12 protein-coding genes and 1 riboswitch are annotated in these 20,181 nt (G+C 51.4%); of the genes, 7 read left to right on the top strand and 5 right to left on the bottom strand.

Going from position 1 to position 20,181, the window contains the following annotated elements; all coding sequences use genetic code 11:
* Window positions 1–147 precede the first annotated feature (147 nt).
* Window positions 148–1,548: an Ig-like domain-containing protein gene (locus Q2J34_RS00135; protein ID WP_300968949.1), complete on the top strand. Its 1,401-nt coding sequence runs from the start codon at window positions 148–150 to the stop codon at window positions 1,546–1,548.
* A 472-nt stretch (window positions 1,549–2,020) separates the two neighbouring features.
* Here Q2J34_RS00135 and Q2J34_RS00130 read toward each other — a convergent pair whose 3' ends face one another.
* Window positions 2,021–3,622 carry an Ig-like domain-containing protein gene (locus tag Q2J34_RS00130; RefSeq protein WP_300968948.1) on the bottom strand — a complete coding sequence of 534 codons (1,602 nt, stop codon included), beginning with the start codon at window positions 3,620–3,622 and terminating at the stop codon, window positions 2,021–2,023.
* A gap of 285 nt (window positions 3,623–3,907) precedes the next feature.
* Between Q2J34_RS00130 and Q2J34_RS00125 the strand changes: the two genes are divergently transcribed.
* The 5 genes from Q2J34_RS00125 to Q2J34_RS00105 are packed head-to-tail and all read left to right on the top strand — an operon-like array spanning window position 3,908 to window position 10,019.
* Window positions 3,908–5,065: an ABC transporter substrate-binding protein gene (locus Q2J34_RS00125; RefSeq protein ID WP_300968947.1), complete on the top strand. Its 1,158-nt coding sequence runs from the start codon at window positions 3,908–3,910 to the stop codon at window positions 5,063–5,065.
* 15 nt (window positions 5,066–5,080) lie between these two features.
* Complete coding sequence (locus Q2J34_RS00120) at window positions 5,081–6,115, top strand: iron ABC transporter permease (protein WP_300968946.1); 1,035 nt, start codon at window positions 5,081–5,083, stop codon at window positions 6,113–6,115.
* 4 nt (window positions 6,116–6,119) lie between these two features.
* Window positions 6,120–6,917, top strand: a complete 798-nt coding sequence (locus tag Q2J34_RS00115; RefSeq protein ID WP_300968945.1) for an ABC transporter ATP-binding protein — start codon at window positions 6,120–6,122, stop codon at window positions 6,915–6,917.
* On the top strand, window positions 6,914–8,707 hold the full coding sequence (gene cbiD, locus Q2J34_RS00110) for a cobalt-precorrin-5B (C(1))-methyltransferase CbiD (protein WP_300968944.1): 1,794 nt from the start codon (window positions 6,914–6,916) through the stop codon (window positions 8,705–8,707). The genes Q2J34_RS00115 and cbiD overlap by 4 nt, the downstream gene beginning before the upstream one ends.
* Window positions 8,708–8,717: 10 nt before the next feature.
* A complete protein-coding gene (locus tag Q2J34_RS00105) occupies window positions 8,718–10,019 on the top strand; it encodes a cobyrinic acid a,c-diamide synthase CobB (protein WP_300968943.1) in 1,302 nt (433 codons plus the stop codon).
* 451 nt (window positions 10,020–10,470) lie between these two features.
* Here the strand turns inward: Q2J34_RS00105 and Q2J34_RS00100 are convergent, their stop codons facing one another.
* The 4 genes from Q2J34_RS00100 to Q2J34_RS00085 all read right to left on the bottom strand — a co-directional run bounded on the left by Q2J34_RS00100 (window position 10,471) and on the right by Q2J34_RS00085 (window position 18,105).
* Window positions 10,471–13,287: a C10 family peptidase gene (locus Q2J34_RS00100; protein WP_300968942.1), complete on the bottom strand. Its 2,817-nt coding sequence runs from the start codon at window positions 13,285–13,287 to the stop codon at window positions 10,471–10,473.
* Window positions 13,288–13,430: 143 nt separating this feature from the next.
* Window positions 13,431–15,662 carry a hypothetical protein gene (locus Q2J34_RS00095; RefSeq protein WP_300968941.1) on the bottom strand — a complete coding sequence of 744 codons (2,232 nt, stop codon included), beginning with the start codon at window positions 15,660–15,662 and terminating at the stop codon, window positions 13,431–13,433.
* A gap of 54 nt (window positions 15,663–15,716) precedes the next feature.
* Window positions 15,717–16,781: a hypothetical protein gene (locus tag Q2J34_RS00090; protein ID WP_298889010.1), complete on the bottom strand. Its 1,065-nt coding sequence runs from the start codon at window positions 16,779–16,781 to the stop codon at window positions 15,717–15,719.
* Window positions 16,782–16,845: 64 nt separating this feature from the next.
* The gene (locus Q2J34_RS00085) at window positions 16,846–18,105 is read right to left on the bottom strand and encodes a leucine-rich repeat domain-containing protein (RefSeq protein ID WP_298544088.1); all 1,260 of its coding nucleotides are present in this window, start codon (window positions 18,103–18,105) and stop codon (window positions 16,846–16,848) included.
* Window positions 18,106–18,837: 732 nt separating this feature from the next.
* Window positions 18,838–19,052: riboswitch (cobalamin riboswitch) on the top strand.
* A gap of 175 nt (window positions 19,053–19,227) precedes the next feature.
* Here Q2J34_RS00085 and Q2J34_RS00080 point away from each other — a divergent pair.
* On the top strand, window positions 19,228–20,178 hold the full coding sequence (locus Q2J34_RS00080) for a sirohydrochlorin cobaltochelatase (RefSeq protein ID WP_300968940.1): 951 nt from the start codon (window positions 19,228–19,230) through the stop codon (window positions 20,176–20,178).
* The last annotated feature ends 3 nt before the right edge of the window (window positions 20,179–20,181 follow it).

Here is a 20,181-nt window from a genome sequence, read left to right as displayed (position 1 = left end):
CAAAGATACAAAATCATTGCCGTCTACTGCTCTTTCATCAGATTTCTGTCAGATAAACTACTTTTCGATTATTCTTGCTACCTTAGCAGTGCGCAAGTATTTACGATGGTCTGAATATTTACATCAACCTTTAATACAATAGTTTCTATGTCACGTACTACTTTACTATCCCTGCTAATAGGCATTGCCCTATTTGCCCTGACCTCTTGTGACGACGACCCAGTCTCAGGAGGGCAGCTCACGAAGCTTTCCTTTGCCTCAGAGACTATCACTGTGGCTGAGGGACAGACTTACCAGCTAGAGGTGCTACAAGAGCCTAAAGAGCTCAAGGTAGACTTCGTCTACTCAAACGATAACCCCGAGATCGCCACTGTCAATGCAAAGGGACTCGTGCGAGCTATCCATGAGGGCACGACCAAGATAACGGTACACGGAGGAGGTATGCAGGCCTCTGTGCTCGTTACCGTAGAAAAAGCAAAGATCAATACAGAGCAGGAGCTACCGATGTTGGCATTTAATCCCAAATACGATATGGCTCGCAATCTGATTGATGAGGAGGTCTTGCAATACGAGCACGCTCTGGGTCGTGTCGCACGCAACATCTGCTACTCTGAGGGCCTCTACTATCTAGGGTTTGTCAATAAGGCTCTACCTACGATCCCTGGCGTCATCTATGGTATCCAGTCTGCTAAGGAGTACTTCATCCTAGCCTATGGCAAGGAGACGGTGGAGCAGTGTGATCGTACGAAGGAGATGTTTCACAAGCTGGGCTTTGTACCCTTTACAGAGGAAAAAGAGGTCGCTGGTGATGGAGCTGAGAAGATTATCCTCAAGAGCCACAAGGAGGACGATCCTGATGTGACAGTCTTTATGTACAATGAGGTCAACGAGGATCTAGGTACCAAGATGTACATCCAGATCAACCAAAAGAGATACCCAGAGTTCAAGACTGAGCACCCGGTCGTCGAGACGGCTAAGGACTTCCCGACGCTAGACTTCTTCAAGGGGGCAGACAATGATGCGCTGCAGGCCTTTGAGGACAAGCTTGGATTCCGTAAGTTCAACGGGGAGCAGTCTTCTGACGACAACCGTAGCTACGACACGACTCCCGAGCAGATAGCTAAGACCAACCTACAGTGGGTCTTCTACATCCGCAAATCCAGTTCGCAGGGCGACCTACAGTACATCAACTGTCAGGTTTTTGCTATCCCCAACGAGCTAGAGATCCGCTCCGAGGCGGTCAAGAACTGGCTTGCAGCCAACGGCTTCACCGACTACAAGGGATATGTGGCAGAGCATAAGGGCGTTGAGGCCTTTAATGCTAATGGCGATCAGTGCTTCATCTATGCTCAGCCGACAGACTATGATGGGACTTTCTGCTGGATGCAGATCGTAGATGCTACCCATGCTTTAAAGACGGCTACTGCTCGCAAGGCTTTCAGAGAGTCTGTCTCACAGGATATCCGCAAGATCTTGAATCAGCGCATACTGACCAAGCAGAAGGGACTCTATCAGACCTTCCAATCAGTCCTAGAAACTCAGCGATAGAGACGTAACAGAGTAGACTGCTGATAGAGATACGGCAGACTCACGCGAGGGTGTGTCAGAGAGCTGACGCACCCTCGTGCTGTTTCTGTACTCTGAGGAAACGACCCGTCACAGAGGAGCTGGCTGTATCGTCCTGTATTTGGTATAGATACGAGTTCCAATAATAGTTCCCCTCTTGGAACTTTTTAGTTCCAAGGAAGGAACTTTTCGATTCCTATGTAGAAAATCGCAACTCCCCACGTAGGAATCTCGAAATAGCCACGTGGGTGTAGAAAAACTCTTCGGAAGAATGAAATGAAACTTCGGAAGAATAATTCGCGCCTATGTGGAGCATAAAAAATCTCCACCGAGGAAATTCCCTCAGTGGAGATTTGCAACGCTTGTTAGACGTCTAGTCTGCGGGTGGGGTCGCTCAGACGAAGAGCCCCGACATCGCAGCTATGTCATCTTATGAGGCATATACTGCCATAGCTTAGCGACTGCGCTGGGACCTGTAGTACTGAGTTGTCTTGGGATGAGCCAATGTCGCCTTGTACTGCTCGAAGGCTAGACGACGCATCTGGCTAGCTGACGTGGACTTCTGCTTCTCAAAGATCTGGAGGAATGTGATACCCTCTCTGATAAAGATCTGACAGACGATCTTGCCTGAGGCATCCCAACCACGGGCAAAGCCTTTGTCGGCATGTGACTCAAAGTCCTTGCTGTACCCGTTCGTCGTAAACCACTCCTTGAGCTTGGGGTCCGCTAGGTCTTTTGGCCCCTTGATGACGTTTACGACGCCGTTTATGAACTTAATCCCCTTATCGTTTGTGGAGACATAATATACGAACTGGAAGTTTGACTCTGGGATAGACTCCTGCTTTGTCTCGAAGTATAGGTTCTTATAATCCATATTGGACTTTTGGGTGTCAAAGTTGCGGAAGCCGAGAGTGCTCTCATACTCCTTGATCTTGGCCACATCGCCTGTTATGAATGTAGCATAGTCGGGGAAGTCCTTGACCTTCGGGAGGATAGGATGCGCTGTGGGTAGCTCTCTCTTCTCAAGGAACTCGATGAGAAGGGTAGACTGCAGGTCTCTGTTTGGCTTGTCATAGATCGTTACTTGGATGTTGGAGTTATCACTCAGAGTGCCGACCATGCAGGGGGTGCCATTGGCGAGCTGGCCTTTCTTTAGACTCTCAAAGCCATAGTCAGTAAGCATAGCTTGCGTCCTAGGACACTCAGCAAGGCTCTCCTTGCTGAAGGCTATGATCACATTTTCGCGAGCCTGAGTTTTGAGACTATAGACGGCAGCCGTAATGGTCAGAGCGGGATTGCTAAAGCCTGGGAAAATAAGATCACCGCCATCGGGACCCTTGCCGATGTTGATAGGCTTCATCGTGCGCCCCACGGCCTGCTCATGCTTGATGACCTCCGCATCGACTGGGACACCCTTAGAGTCTTGCTCTATGACAAATTTGAGTAGCGGAAGCTCGTTATCGACAGTCGTATTACCGCCGCCATTGTCCTCGGTGACGGTGACAGCGACTAGAGCCTGCTGACCAGCAGCAGCGACTGTCACGGTCGCACTACCAGCAGCGACTGCTGTGACGAGTCCCTGCGCATCGACAGTAGCTATATCGGTCTTGTCGCTTGTGAAGGTGACGGGCGTGTCGGTAGGTGTAACTGTATACTTGATCTGAGCGTTGTCACCCTTCTTGATAGATAGGGCGGTGGTCTCGACCACTAGCTTCACTGCGGGAGCTTGCTTAGAGACGGTGACGATGCACTGCCGTGTGAGTTTGCCTACCTGAGCGGTGATGTGAGCTGTGCCCTCAGCGACCGCTGTGATGAGTCCCTTGGCATCGACCGTGGCTACATCAGGCTTGTCACTGGTAAAGGTGACGGTAAAGGTTTGGTCTGCTGGCAGGACGGTAGCGGTAAGCTGCTGGGTGCCTCCGACCTGCAGTGTGACTGTCTTGGGAGATAGTGTCAAGTCGGTAGCCTCGGGGACTACCTCAGAGCACTCTCGCTGACAAGATCCAAGCCCTACGAGTAGTAAGAGGCTGGATAGGATGACGGAAAGTCTTCTCATAGATGATATTGTATTATTGATTAGTGTCTTGAGTGTTACTGGCTAGTGCACATGCTGGTGTCAAGTGCGACTGGTATCAACGTATCCGCAAATATAGGCAAAAAGTTCATAGCAAGTCGGATGGTAATCCTTTTTTAACTCAATGCCCGAGAAATGGTCGTAGAGTGATTGCTGCTAATGGGCTGTAGCGTTAGGACGAACGGTTGAGCAGTTTCTTTCTCTCTGAGGTGTGATGCCGAGACGAATCGTTTCTGTATCTTTGCAGTGCAACAGATCGATAACAAGATGGATAGATTACGCTGTGTGAGATATTTGCTGAGCTGCTGGGTCCTCTCCCTGCTGCTGATCTCGTGTGGCAAGGGGCACTCTGACGAGGGCTCTACGGGGGGCGCAGAGGTCGATAGCACTGCTACGATACGCTATGCCGAGGGGCTACAGATAGAGCATGCGGGCGCGGTGACGCTGGTCACCATATCAGACCCGACGCATGACAGTAACGAGGTGTATCGCTACGCTTTGGTGCCTCGTGAGCAGGCGCAGGAGCTGGCTGCTGAGGTGCCAGAGGGCTACACCAAAATAGAGACGCCAGTGCGTCGTGTCATCGTGATGACGACGCTACAACTCTCTAACTTTATTAAGCTTGATGCGGTGGATCGGATCGTGGGTATGCCGAGTACGCGCTTCCTCTTCAACGAGGAGATGCAGTCACGGCTGGCTTCGGGCGCAGCTAAGCGGATCGGCATCGAGGGTAACTTCGACAGCGAGCTGATCATGGCGCTGCAACCAGACATTATATTAGTAAGCCCCTTCAAGCGGGGTGGCTATGATGTGATCAAGCAGCTAGACATACCGCTGATTACCTTCCTAGGCTACAAGGAGACTTCGCCACTGGGGCAGGCTGAGTGGCTTAAGTTTACGGCGCTCCTGCTGGGTATGGAGGAGCGTGCGGAGACAATCTTCACCACGATAGAGCAGCGCTACCACGAGCTACAAGCATTGATCACCGATGACTTGCCCCGTCCGAAGGTGCTTAGCGGTGAACTGCATGGCGGCAACTGGTATGTGGTAGGTGGTGCGAGCTACTTGGCACACCTCTTTGAGGATGCAGGTGCGGACTACTTTATGGCAGACGATAAGGAGTCGGGTGGCTTCTATGTAGACTTCGAGACGGTCTATGCTCAGGCTGCCGATGCGGACTACTGGCGCATTGCGAATAGCTACGACGGTGCTTTCTCTTACGATGTGCTGGGCAAGACGGATGCACGCTACCGAGACTTCAAAGCTTATCGGGATAAGCAGGTACTGTACTGCAATCTGCGGGAGAGGCCTTTCTATGAGCTTTCGCCCGTGGAGCCGGAGGTGGTCTTGGCGGACTTGATCCACGCCTTTCACCCGCAGCTACTGCCTGACCATGAGCCGGTCTTTTACTCGATATTAACCTAGTAAGGGGGAAAAGCTATGCGACGTCCAGTTATAGCCTTTACACTTATAGCACTCCTTATTATAGTGTTCTTCGTCCTCAACCTGTCGCTGGGGACGATCGCTATCCCCTTTGATGAGGTGGTGCGCATACTCTTTGGGGCAGATGCTAGTGGCGATGAGATCTGGCGAAATATCATCTGGAAGAGTCGCTACCCGCAGACGATTACGGCACTGGTAGCGGGTGCGGGCCTCTCGATCAGCGGTCTGCAGATGCAGACGGTCTTTCGCAATCCACTTGCGGGGCCTTCGGAGTTGGGTATTAGCTCGGGAGCTAGCCTAGGCGTGGCGACCTTTATCCTCCTCTCGGGTAGCATTAGCCAGCGAGCCCTCGTGCGAATGGGCTTCGTGGGGGAGATGGCGGTCTCGGTGGCAGCACTCATCGGGGCGATGCTGGTGATGTCGATCATTATGACGATGGCGCAGCGCGTCCGTGGCAATGTGGTGCTACTGATCATGGGTGTGATGATCGGCTACATAGCGAATGCGATCATCGGTGTGCTGAAGTTCTTTAGCAATGATGAGGATGTGCGGAGCTATGTCATCTGGGGCTTGGGAAGCTTTGCCAAGGTGAGTGGCGACCAGGTGACCACCTTTGTCATCATCATGCTGGTGCTGATACCGCTCTCCTTCTTGCTGATCAAGGCGCTGAACCTGATGCTCCTCGGGGAGAACTACGCCCGCAGCCTCGGGCTAAACTACGGACGGGCGCGCCATCTGGTCATCTTCTCGGCCTGTCTGCTGACCGCTATCGTGACCGCATACTGCGGCCCCATCGTCTTCATCGGACTGGCGGTGCCGCATCTCTGTCGCACCATCTTTGCCACCTCCAATCATCTGACGCTGATGCCCGCCGTGACGCTCGTTGGGGCGCTCCTAGCACTCTGCTGTAACCTAATCGCCCGCATGCCAGGCATGGAGGGGGCACTACCGATCAACTCGGTGACGGCGCTCATCGGTGCTCCGATTGTGATCTGGGTACTATTTGACAAACGACGTAGAGAGGAACTATAATCGTATGACTAGCCACGCAACGATAGAGCTTTGTGACCTATCAATAGGGTATCACCAGATGAAGCGCACGCGCGTTGTAGCGAGCCAGCTCAACGCTACCATCTGGTCGGGACAGCTCACCTGCCTCATCGGGTCAAATGGTGTGGGCAAGTCGACACTGCTCAGGACCATCGCCGCCTTCCAGCCGAAGCTCGGAGGGGCGCTCCTAGTCGAGGGTAAGGAGATACAGCAATACAGTGCCAAAGAGCTGGCGCGTCGTATCAGCGTCGTGCTAACGGAGCGGCTCATCATGAGCAATACGACTGCCTACGAGATGATCGCCATTGGGCGGAGCCTCTACACAGGCTTCTGGGGGCAGATGGACGAGAGCAACCGGCAGGCGGTCAACGAGGCGATAGAGTTGGTCGGCATCCAACCTCTAACCAAACGGATGATCGACTCACTCAGTGACGGCGAGCGTCAGAAGGTGATGATTGCCAAGGCTCTGGCTCAGGAGACACCTATCATATTACTAGACGAGCCAACCGCCTTCCTAGACTTCCCCTCGAAGGTTGATATGCTACAGCTCCTTCTTCGCTTGTCTCGTGAGACGCACAAGACGATCTTCCTCTCCACGCACGACCTAGAGCTGGCTCTCCAGATAGCTGATCAGGTGTGGCTCCTCGATGATGATCACGTGCTACACATGGGTCCGCCGAGGACGCTCGCCAGTGACGGCACCTTGCCGAGCTACTTTGCGGCAAAAGGGATCGACTTCGACCCCGACACATTACACTTCTCCATCCACACCTCAAAGGTATGATCTTAATCATCGGAGGAACCACAGAAGGACGTAAAGCACTCGAGGTGTGTGAGGAAGCGGGCAAACCCTTTTACTACTCCACACGAGGCGCTTCGCAAGAGCTCACGATGCACCACGGGATCCGTCTAGAGGGCGGAATGAATGGCGAGGAGATGGCGCATTTCTGCACAGAGCGAGCGATAGCCCTCATCGTAGATGCGGCGCACCCCTTCGCTATGGGCGTTCATCAGAGCGTTGCCGACTGCGTATCCCGCCTGCAGCTCCCCGTGATACGCTACGAGCGCACCTTCCCCGCTTTGCCCGCCTCGGTCGTGTCGCTGGACTCCTTTGACGCTGCATTGACCTATCTCCTCAAGCATCAACCTCGGCGACTGCTCGCTCTGACGGGCGTCAACTCGATTGAGCGACTGAGAGCCTACTGGACCCAGCACGAGACCTATCTGCGGGTGATGCCCATCGCAGAGACTGAGGAGCGATTACGGCAGAGCGACTTTCCGCCAGAGCGGGTGGTTTACTATGACAAGGAGCAGTGTGACCGAGAGCTCTTCGCCACGCTACGACCAGACATGATCCTACTCAAGGAGAGTGGCGACACGAGTGGCTTTGCGGCAAAAGTGGAGGAGGCACTCGCACTCGGCATCACCGTGCTGGTCATCCGAAGGCCTCAGATCCCTTATCCCGCTACCGTCACCGTTGAGGGACCCGTAGGTCTTCGCCGCTCCATCGAGAAACTATTGGGAGACAACTTCTTTCCGCAGCGCATCGGCTTGACGACAGGCACCACCGCCACAGCTGCTGCTACGGCAGCCCTGCTCACACTGCTCAACGAGGAGTCTTATAGCGAGGTGACCGTAACCCTTCCTCAGGGCGAACGGGTTCCTTTTCCGATCCAGCATACGGAGCTTACGGCGCAAGGCGCTCGAGCGGTCGCTATCAAGGATGCCGGTAGCGATCCCGACGTAACCGACGGCGCAGAGATCGTTGCTGACCTATCACTCACGCAGGCTCATAGTGGGGTCGCCTTCCTACAGGGCGAAGGGATAGGTCGTGTTACCCTCCCAGGCATCGGACTAGAGGTCGGAGAGCCTGCCGTCAACCCTGTACCGCGTCAGATGATGCGCCAAGCACTCGGTGCCTTGGTCGACCTTTCACAAGTGGGCATCGACCTAACCATCTCCGTGCCCGAGGGACGACGGCTCGCCCACAGCACCTTCAATCCACGGCTCGGCATCCTAGACGGCATTTCTATCCTCGGCACCACAGGCGTCGTGCGACCCTACTCGAGTGAAGCTTTTGTTGAGTCGATACGTCGTGAGCTGGAGGTGAGCAAATCGGTCTACGGCAAGCAGCTCGTGCTTAACTCTGGCGGACGCAGCGAGCGGTACCTCAAGGGGCGCTTCCCTGACCTTCCCGCCAATGCTTTCGTTCAGTATGGCAACTTCATCGGGGAGACGCTCAGCCTCGCCAACGAACTGGGTTTCCCGCAGATCACCCTCGGCATCATGATCGGTAAGGCGGTCAAGCTGGCAGCTGGCGAACTGGACACACATAGCAAGAAGGTGGTGATGGACAAAGCTTTCATCACTGCTCTCGCATCTGCCTCTGGTGCGAGTGAAGCGCAGAAGAAGCAGATCCGCGAGATGACCCTAGCCCGCGAACTATGGCAGATCTTCCCCGATGGCACACACCCGCTCTACCAGAGCATCGTCGATCATTGCTATCAAGTCTGCAAACCCCTCGTTCCCTCAGCTCAGCTCGAGGTACTCCTCATCCCTGACTCACAACTTTAGTCAACCCCTTATGTCAACTCTTCCCTCCCTCCTCATCGCTGCGCCCCTCTCTGAGAGTGGCAAAAGCACGCTCACCATGGGCCTCCTCCGTGCTTACACACGTCGTGGTCTGGCCACCCAAGCTTTCAAGTGTGGACCCGACTACGTAGATCCTAAGCTGCACAGCGTGGCAACGGGTCGCCCAGCGGTCAATCTGGACCTCTTCATGTACGGAGCCGAGCGGGTGCAGGCGCTCTATGGCCATTATAGTCAGGACGCTCAGGCAGTCATCGTGGAGGGGGTGATGGGTCTCTTCGACGGTTACGATCGGGACAAAGGTTCCGCAGCCGACATTGCTCGCCTCCTAGACCTGCCCATCGTGCTGGTCGTGACCCCGCGCTCGATGGCTTACACGGTGGCTCCGCTACTCTACGGATTGCAGCGCTTTGACCCAAGGGTTCGAATAGCGGGTGTCATCTTTAACAAAGTCTCCTCGGAGCGTCACCTGACCTATCTCACGCAAGCTGCCGCAGATGCGGGCGTGCCAGTGCTGGGCTCGCTACCTCGTGTCGATGACATCGCCATCCCCAGTCGCTATCTAGGGCTGGACGTCGACGACTTGGCGCAGATAGACCGCTATGCCGATCAGGTGGCCGACCTCTTAGAGCAACATCTAGACATTGATCGCCTCCTAGCCATCTCATCTGAGCGAAAGAAGCTGCCTCACGAGACATCTTTTCTGCAAAAGCACTCTTCGTCAGCTCCTCGTCGCATAGCGGTGGCTCGTGACGACGCTTTCAACTTCCTCTATCAGGAGAATGTGCGCCAGCTAGAGCAGTGGGGCGAGATAACCTACTTCAGCCCGCTCTCCGATAGCTCACTACCACCGAGTGACTTCGTCTATCTCCCAGGGGGCTATCCCGAGCTACATCTGGAGCAACTTTCAGCCAATAAGTCAATGCTCGACAGCCTCCGCGACTACATCCGTGGGGGCGGTGCGATGCTTGCCGAGGGCGGGGGCATGCTCCTCCTCTGCGAGGCGATTGTCGATGAGAAGGGAACCAGCTATCCGCTCGTGGGTGCGCTACAGCAGACCGCCACGATGCAGCAGCGCGGGCTAGCGCTCGGCTACCGACAGCTCGAGATAGCGGGTGTGGCAGTGCGTGGACACGAGTTTCACTACTCCCGTATCATCGATCCGCTACCCTCGACAGCGCAGCAGTACAATGCGTGGGGCGACCCCGTAGCGACCGCACTGTGGCAGACGAGCCGCTGCTACGCCACCTATACGCACTTAGCCCTTACCGAAGAGCTCTTGGCCCAGCTACTGTAGCTGTTGGCTGTTAGCCCTTAGCTAGTTTCCTATTTGGGTGGAGTGGGGGAGCAGGTCAGAGCGTTACATTATTATTGCTGTCCGATAAAAGTTAGAGTGAGCATAGCAATAAACACAACTTGTAGTCGCTGGTATGTCTATGACGTCCAGTGACTACGTCTTATGAGACTGTTGCATAAAGGCGAATCGCTGTGTTGCTTTCGGGATTCGGCTTCGGTCACATACGTAGGTATGCTCCCTTCAGACCTTACCCTCAGCGCCTTGCGCTTCATCCTTTCTGCAAAGTCTGGACAATCTTGCTAGCAAGATTGTGAGACTGTTGATTTTTGCAACAGCCTCCTTATGTGTAAACCGTCGAGACAAACACGAGATTCGTCCCGACGGTTTGCTTATTCGCTTGCTTCGTACCAGCGAGTCGCAATAAGAGAGCTTAGCGACTCACAAGACAGGGTTACTGTATGATAAGTGGATGGAAGCTAGGACTACCCTCCAGTGGCGTGATGCGTACTATATAGCGTCCTGCGGGGAGCTGTGCGACATTGATGGTGGTCTCATGTCGAGTAGCCTGAGTAGTAGCTACGAGTAGTCCATCACTGGCGAAAAGCTCGATAACAGCCCTCTCAGCCGTACGAATCGTAATGTGATCTGTCGCAGGATTGGGGTAAATGCTCTGCTGTTTAGAGTCAATACCTGCTACTCCCGTATGGTCTACAAAGGAAGCGTGCACCTCTGTATCGCTCATGACAACAAACTGCTTGGAGGTGAGGATGTCGTCCTCATTTGCAGTAAGAGCGTCTAGCTCAAAGTGCTCTGCGGGAGTAACTACTACTTGTAGCGTTGTCCCCTCTGGGACTTTCTCCAGATCCTTAGCCCCTAAGAGCTGTACCGTACCACCCTCTGCAGGTGTACAGCGTACAGACACTTTGTAAAGAGGCTTGGGAGAGGAGGTGCCAAAGGTCGCCACAATCAGACTATTCTGACGCACGGTAAAACGCTTTTCCTTAAGTATGTCTACACCATCTACTGTAAGTGCCGTGAGAGAGGAACCATCACTAGGTGTAGCCTCGACAAGCAGCGTCGTACCCTCAGGAACTTTCGAGAGGTCTACGGCATCAGAGCTATCTGCGTTAGAGACCTTGACCATGCCTGATCCTATCTTAGCTACAAGTACATCATATCTAGGAGTGGTGGGTACCAGCACTGGGGGCATGTCTGCACCAGCTTGGTAGTCGGCTCTGACAGGAACAAGGTATGTGTCAGTCTGAAGGTAGTCTAGAGAGCCATGTATGTCATAGTAAGCGACTTGTAACTCGATCTCCTTTGCTGAGAAGAGACCTTTCTTATCTTTTAGCTTGAAGGTGTAGTTACCAGTCTTGCCCGTCTCTACCGTGGTCATATCATCACTCAGCTGTCGCCAGGCAGTCTCCTCCTGAGAGCCCTTAGGTCTACCACGCACGAAGAGCCTATTGGTGTACTCCTTTGATCCGCGATTGTGTAGCTGCAGTGTGACAGTTGCTTGCGTATTATTAGAGGCTATGAGCTTGAGGTCATCGGGCAGCAGCTCTAGCTCCCAGAGAGCGCGTAGGTAGTCACGAGCTACTATGTAGTTGCCATCAGTAGCGTGTGATATGTGATAGATGGCAAAACGGTTTTGATCGCCTTCATAGAGTATGGAGTTAGCTCTCCAGTAAGTGCCTCCCTTGCCGTCTTGTACCTCATGTATGGGGCAGAGTATGTAGTCACCCTCGGAGATGTATTTTGTTAGGTCTAGAGGCTTGGTTAGGGTAAACTTTGCCTCCATCAGGTAGAGGTCAGCATTAAATGGCTCCACCTGCTCTACTATTGGAATGATCTCCTGTGTCTGTAAGGAAACAATGCCTATAGCTACTCGACCCTGGTAAGCAGGGGCATCTTCGAGACGAGAGGTAAAGGAGGCACTCTCTAGTGTGATGCTCTTACCCCCAGAGACCTCTGCCTCAAATACGACCGTACCGAGCCACGCATTATAAACGGGTGTCGACGTACCCTCACGATCTGGCTCTATACCGATTATAGCACCTTGTCCCTGACTATACCCACCACCGGCACCACCTCCGATACCAGTGGTATTGGGGGTAAGGTAGTTCAAGTTGAAGTATCCGTTGCCACGTCCAGACCATCCCCAGTTGAAGTGAAAGAATCCTCTCGTATCATATCCATCACAGACGAAGCAATGAAGACCGCCAAAGCCTCCTCCCTCATAAACGATGGGTCTACCCTGTGAGAGCTCTACCTTGAGGAGGTCGCTCCAGTCTTGAGCCGTATAGTCTCTCCGCTTAGGCATGTATAGATCTCGCTTGTAGCGAAAGTGATCTCGCAAAGCTCGTATCACAAGGGGGGTATGCGTACCACTCTCATCACCATACATCATATCCACTGCGATGCCAGCATCCGAGGCTAGCGTGCTCAAAGCGTTGCGCTCTTCAGTCGAAGCATACACGGAGGCTCTAGCGGGCATCAAATCCCAGCGATACTCCTTGTCAAAGTTTGCCGTCAGGGTGTTATAGGCAACACGCGAATTGCCCTCATTGTCTTCGTAGTCGTAGCCATAAGTGTAGGTGTGTGTCCCCACGCCTCTGTCGGGCCACTTCCAGTATCTCATCACCTGAGTGTAAGCCGTCGCCACACACCCTACAGCAGTCGTAGACCCTTGATGTCGCGGAGTCTGATCATTCCAAGGAGCTCCTTGATCCCAGCAGATATCTCCTAAGAGGGGTGCCACCTCACTCTTAGCCTCCCTAAGGGTTGTTACCTCGGCTCGTAGCTCTTTGGCTAGCGATGGATCAGCATCAGCTGCATCCATCGTCTCTTGACAAGCTCTTAGGAAGCTGCGCAAGCTCTCGGGCATATTCTCTCCATTGATATGCCCCTCGTAGGCATACCCTATGAGTTCAGGATAGCGATCATCACCAGAGACGATGACAAATCCTCCTTGCACTCCTCTGTTGTAAATATAATAGTAATGACTAGAGACTAGATCTGTCGTACTGTAACTGGCTCTCCCGTGGGTGGCTACACGTAGCTCCGCAAGCTCTAAGCTTATCATTTGAGGGGAGCTCCAGCTCCTCAAGGGTTGGGTCGATGTAGCAAAAAAACTCTCAGCAATCTGCCTAGCGACTTGCTCTGTGCGAGGTGCTGGTAGCACTACTTGGATTACTCCTGAGAGTAGCAGTAGAGCGAAGAGTAGACAATTCCTCAAGTAGGGGGAGAAGGTCTTGTATGAGTTCATAATTAGTTTGTTTTGGAGATAAGCAAGCAAGGAGTACTCCTAGTATTGCTAAGCAAAAAGAAAGTGTCCCGAAGAGAGAAGACAAGAGTCGCTCCTTCGGGACACTATATCATCTATTCATATTGATGGTAGCACAGGTGCTATCAATATACCAGCTTGTAGGCGGCACTCTGACCATCGACGGTGACTCTGACTACATAGACACCACGCTCTAGGAGAGCCGTTGGATCTAGCTGTACACCATGGATGTTGTACAGGTCGATGTCATTATAGTCACCCTCTACGACTAGATAACCATCTACAATCTTAACTGTAAGATTGCTAAGAGCCTTTGAGGGATCATCAACGGCCTCTGCATGACTATCATTAGGTACTGGATAGCCATTATTTACACCTGACATGAAGCACCAAGCGTCTCGACCTGCATTCAACTTTTTGAGAAAAGCCTCGGTCTTCATTTCCTCTAGAGAGACATCGATAGCCGCATACTTAGCATTATCTCCTGTGAGATCCTGATCATATGTCTCGCCATAAACTTCACTCGCGTAGTAGTTGTTGACCATCTCAACCTGTCCGAAGAGAGATCTCATATCAAATATAGGATGAAATATAGGACTCCGTTTATTAGATGTCCCTATACTATAACAATTCGATATAGTGATACGCCCCTCATCTAGCTTTGCAGTACCAATAATACCACCTGAGTGTGTATTCTCTGCGTTCTGAGCATCAAGAGCTTCTATAGAGCCGACATTAAAGCAGTCTATGATGGTAGTTCCCTTTGTAACCTGTGCCACGATCCCTCCTACAGAGGAGTTTCTATCTGATATATTACCATAGTTGCCACAACGCGTTATGAGTAGATTGTTCAGACTTGCAGACCCGATGAGCCCTCCGATGCCTCCTAATTCGCCCTTGACGGTAGCTGAGTTAGTGCAAAAGAAGATGTGACTTGTCTTGGTATTATCTGGGAAAAGTAATCCTCCGATTAGACCTCCAGCGTAAAACTTATTCGTCCATATGGTAACGTCTGAAGTCGTATGGCAGTTTGTCATTGATATGGATCCCGTAACGACTCCGACGAGACCTCCTAAGCATGCAGATCCATAGATCTTACTTTTAGAGAGTGTAAGATTTCTGATTGTAGCATTCTTGACGATCCCAAATAGTCCGCTAAACATCTTGTCTGCCCACTCGACATTGAGATCAGTAATCGTATGACCATTGCCATCGAAGACTCCTGAGAATGGTCTAATACGAGTAGGATCATCTTTATCTCGTCCCCAATCGTTACCGATAGGGCGATAGCTCTTGGCGTCTGCTAAGCTAATATCTGCTGTCATCTTGAAGTATGTTCCTTCATAAGCATTTTGGTTCATTTCGACTTCATTAGACAACTCGAAGAGATCCTCTACACTCGATATGAGATAAGGATCTTGCTCTGTACCATTTCCACCACTATATAGTTTGCCCGTATTCTCTTTCTTCCCTACAGCTTTGAGCTGGACAGAGATCTTTAGAGATCCATATGTAATCTCGACAGCAGCATTCAGATTACCACGTTGCATTGCTTTGCATACGATCTTCACTTCGTCCTCGCCTTCAGCCTTTGTCTCTTGCTGAGCAATCGTAAACGAGGTTGCTTGATCTCCCGTTAGGGTCAACGTAGGCTTTACTGGCAGTCCTGCGTAGGAGATGGTAAAGCGCTTCTCGACAGACGCTCCTAGCGTGATCTCTCCGAAGTCAATTTCAGAGCCTATCGACGTCGTGAGCGTCGGAGCTGGCGTAGCTCCGCCCATGTCAGTGATGGTCATATCATCTAGGTGAAAGACGTTGGCAAAGGGCTCCGTCGGCTTCGTATAGTCAAATGTCTGGTAGTCCTCTCGCACGATGCGTAGCTGAGCATTCCTTTGGTTGATCTCTCGAACTACCTCTGAGGGCTCATCTGCAGGGACAAATGGATCACCGACCGTGACCCAAGTCTCACCATCTGCACTCCACTGGATGATCCATGAGACTTGACGTCCGTCTCCAAACCAGCGCTCATTGCTGCGGATCCAAAACTTTAAGGTCCCGAGGTCGCGCTTGGTGACTAGTGTGATGTTGGTCATCTCTTTGGCAGAGCTATAGACCTGGCCGAACACTTTGAGCGAAGACTCGCCATTCTTCCAGTCACTCCAGTGCCCTCCTGAGTTGGTGACGCCACACATGTGCCAGTCCAGACCATTGAGGGTCATGTTCATCTGCGTTGTTGCTCCATCTCCTTTGCTTTGCTTTGCAAAGTCCTCGAAGTCGTAGGTCCAGGTGTCTGCTTGTAGCTGTGTCGATAGAGACAGCAATCCTAGCAAGCATAGTAAGAAGTAGAATTGTTTCATAGCTGTTATTGTTTAGTGATAGTGTTGTATGCTGATATGATTCATGTGCCGGTGCTAGGGCAAAACCTTGACAGCAGGTGCCTCACCAGCTCGTACGATTACAGGGATGGCTGTTGGCATCTCGATCGTTTGTACACCTCTGACGAGGGCCTTTTGGAATAGGAGTGAACCTCCTATGGAGTAGATGGAGATTTGCTCTCCAGATGCTTGCTCAGTCTCTATATATAGTGTATTCCCCTGATAGTAGGCTCTTAAGCTCTGCTCAGCACGAGTTACATCTGCCACACTATTGGGCATATAGTTTCGATTCATCTGTGTCACAGCCATCACATGGACACCTTGTAGTGAGAAGAACTCACAGGTGACTTGTGTTTTGGTCTGCTCGTTTAGCATTTCAAAGCAACCGGCTTCATCCGTTCCTGTCTGCACGAAGCCTTTAGACTCTAGCATAGCTCGGATGGGGGATTTGTCAGCGGGGATAACTCGACTGAAGTTGATGAGGACTAGAGCTGAGCCATATAGCTCGTCATTGTCATTGTAGTAGTTTAAGACAAATGGGGTCTCAAAGGAGCCATTCTTGTAGACCTCTATAGGCTTCATCAACTCTGGAGTCAGTGAAGGTGTCATCTCTGTATAACGCTCAGTTATATTGGTGTAGTGGAGCTTATTCACCAGCTCTTTGTCTACCTCTTGGCGCTTGGTACCCCAGGTTGTGTACCACTCTGGTATTTGGAGGTCGACAGCCGACTTGTTGACCACATGAAAGGTCGCCTTATCCAATAGGTTGTTGTAGTCTGGAGCCCCTAAGACGCCATCTTCCTCCCCATAAATCATAAGGGTCACGTCTGTCTCTCCCTCCTTGATGGCTTTGAACCAAGTACCACCATTTTGGATTAGTGAGGGGTCTGCAGGCTTGTAGTCTACGACAATACGAGGGTGATCCTTGAGGTATTCGTAGACCTTGTCAGAGTAGTTGGTCATAAGCATCTTGTATTGATGCCCTACGACACACTCCACCCTGTCGGTGATGATAGTGAGCTGATTCTTATCTTGCCCAAAGAGTGTGTAGCTAGACAAGAGCGTTACGATGAACGCATAAACGAGTAGTTTTTTCTGCATAAGTATTTGTTTGATATGTGATGATGATTTAGTTTTGATGCTTTAGCCAAGTCGCTCGAAGGTGTTATCGAAGCAGGGTCTTGACGCCGTCAATGATATAGATGCCAGCGGGGAGATCCTCTCTATTGACTAGTTGCTCACCCTGGATGGTAAATATTGCTGGTTTGCGACCCTTTGAGAGGTCTCTTGTTATATCGTCTAGGCCCGTGGTCTCTTCAATCTGTAGGAATTCTTGCCATTGAGAAGCCTTAGCATAGCGCTCCTTGCTTCCCTCGGGAACAATCAGCTTACACTTGTCAACCCAAACATTTGAAAAAACAGACTCTCCCATAGCTTCACCTTCTATAGGGTCGACCATCTGGCACTTGACCGTCTTGAGTGCGGTGTCATCTCCAAAGGCGAAATTGCCAAGCCGTTTTAACCCCTGAGGGAGTTCTATTGCAGCAAGCTTCGAGCAATTACTAAACACAGCACCCTCAATAGCCTCTAGGGTACTCGGCAATTTGATCTGCTCTAGAGAGGTACAGTATCCAAAAGCCCAGTCTCCAAGGCTCTTCATTCCCTCAGGGAGGGAGATGTCAGATAGTGCTGAGCAACTATCGAAGGTGTACATCGGGAGCTTCTCTAATGGTGCCTTAAAGTCCACTTTTTGTAGTGAAGCACACTTCGCAAAAGCGTAGATTTGTAGATCTCTAACGCCCTGGGGGATCGTCACCTCTCGGAGATTGATACAAGAGGTGAAGGCGATGAATCCTATTGAGTCCAGAGACTCGGGCAGAGTGATAGACTCTAGCTCGAAGCAGTTAAAGAACGCTCCAGACAAGATCTTTTGAGTACCTTCAGGCACACTAAAAGTCTTGCCATGAGCATTGGGATAGCACAGCAATGTCTTCTGATCCTTACTATAGAGTACACCATCCACTGAGCAATAAAGAGGATTTGCCTTATCTACGACAAAACTCTTGAGCCCCGATAGAGACAAAAAAGGCAACTCGCCCATCTCACGGACAGACGCTGGTATCGACAGCGAAGTGATTTTGAAGCAAGCTCCAAAAGCACTGTCGCCAATACGTACAACGCGATAGGTCTCACCATCGGCAGTGATCTCTGCTGGGATATGGATATCCCCCTCAGGGATGTGCTCGTACAGAGGCCCATTTTCCGTCTTAGGCTCCTCAAGCTCACGACACACCTCTACTTCTCGCGACTCTTCGTTGATTATCTTGTAAAAGAGACCGCCAGTGGCTATGTCATAAAATGTCTGAGCTGTACTAATAGCTACTCCTCCTAAGAGGAGAAAAAGAGAGAGAAGCAGTCGTTTCATAATTAATATCTATTTTTCTGCTAGGTTACGATTACAAAGATAGCTAATCTAAAATGAAAAAACAAGAGGTGATTTCAGTTGCATGGACTGGAGAATTTCTACTTGAGTGAAGTGGGGAAGGAGGTTCGAGCATTACACCATAATATGGAGTCATTGAATCCTCGTGGCATTGTTGCTTCAGAAAAGACTAATCTCCACGTGCCTATCGTTTTGTATGCTCATTTGATTAGAATGCCCACCCCGAGATTTTCCCTAGCACTCCCAAAGTAGCACCTGACCTTGGAGCTATTAGAAGCGAGCTTCCAACAGGGCTGAGGTATTATATACAATGTGTCAGTCCTGCCTTCGAACCTCTAATTACATATCTTTACAGGGAAATTCGTTCGATTCCCTCCTTTATTGAATATCCACGTGGGGAATCTCAAATCTCCACGTGGATATTTTTTATTCTCCACGTGGGCGTGATTCATTTCTTCCGAAGTTTCATTTGATTCTTCCGAAGTTTCATTTCATTCCTCCGAAGAATTTTTTATTCTCCACGTGGAGATTTCGAAATATCCACGTGGAAATCCGTTTTCCCCGACACGGCGTCGTATCGATGTGTAATCGACTCTAAATTTTTGTGGCGAGTCAGCGTTGGATTCGCCCTGTCAGGACTGATGCATTTGATAGTTGAATCTACGCTAACCTCTACATTCCTTTGCTCCTTAACTTTTTTCGTACCTTTGTGGAACAACATCCTTGAGTGGTGGTGCATCTGCTCGTGAGGCGAGTGATGCAAGAGGGAAGTCCAGTGAGAATCTGGTACAGTGCCCGCTACTGTGATCCCCCCTATTTCACAGAGCCTATCACAAGATGAATACAAGCCACTGTCTGACTGAGGTCAGATGGGAAGGCGCTGATAGGCTGGGGTAAGTCAGGAGACCTGCCACTACTCGCAACTTAGTATATAATTGTGTACGCTCGGTGGCAAGTGTACCTTAATGCTATGTCAGTCGATCAGAAGCATATCTCTCAAGAGGTGCTGCGCCTATGGGCGTGGGGCTATAGCTGCGCTATGCCTCAAGCTATGCTACGCTGGTGGTTGATCGACTTGACCTAGCAGATAAAAGCAACAATCGTATGATGCAACGACTCCTATTATTATATATGACACTACTCCTCGGTGGGCTATCGCTACAGGCGGGCAATAAGATCTTTGAGACTGACTCGCTCTTTGCAGGTATGGGACCTAATGACAAAGGAGCTATCCTCGTGGTTCACTTTGGCACAACGCATGACGACACCCGTCGGGTCACGCTCGATGCGATCAATGAGCGCATAGCTACCGCCCATCCTGAATTAGAGGTTCGTCAAGCTTATAGTTCGCGTATCGTACGCAAGCGTCTAGCTGCGCGTGGCATAGAGATCCCCACGCCAGGCGAAGCGCTCAAAGAGCTAGCCCGTGAGGGCTTTACCCATCTGCTGGTTGTCTCGACGACCATCGTCGATGGGGTAGAGATGGAGTCGCTATCCTATGAGGTGGCGCATCAGCAGAGCCTCTTTAAGAAGATCAGACTGGTGACGCCACTCCTCTTCTACGAGAGTGATTACAAGGATTTGACCGCCATCATGACGGCTCACCTCGATCCAGAGGTGGCTTACATCTGGGTGGGGCATGGCACTTACGACAGTGCTACGGCTCAGTATGCGATGCTGGATCACTATCTGCAGCGTCACGGCTATGGTCAAGTGATTGTGGGCTGCGTGGAGGGCTACCCTTACTACGAGGAGGCTCTGGAGCGTCTGCGCGCTACGGGCCTCAAGCGAGTCTGTCTACAGCCGCTGATGATCGTAGCAGGCGAGCACGCTAAGGAGGATATGCTCCAAGAGTGGCAACCCCAGCTAGAGGCTCTCGGATATGAGGTCGAGAGCGTGGTGCGTGGCTTGGGCGAGCTACCTGAGATACAGGAGATGATCTTGAGAAAGGTCGACTTCTTCATGACACATCATCGCCTCTCCATCATGGACAAGAAGGCAATCTACGAGGAAACAGGCGAGAAGTTGCACAAGTCCGACTCCATAGCTCGGTAATTC

It is taken from the genome of Porphyromonas vaginalis, from assembly GCF_958301595.1.
Classification (GTDB): domain Bacteria; phylum Bacteroidota; class Bacteroidia; order Bacteroidales; family Porphyromonadaceae; genus Porphyromonas; species Porphyromonas vaginalis.
Note: the sequence above shows the minus strand (reverse complement) of the source record. Positions and strands in the feature narration are given on the sequence as shown.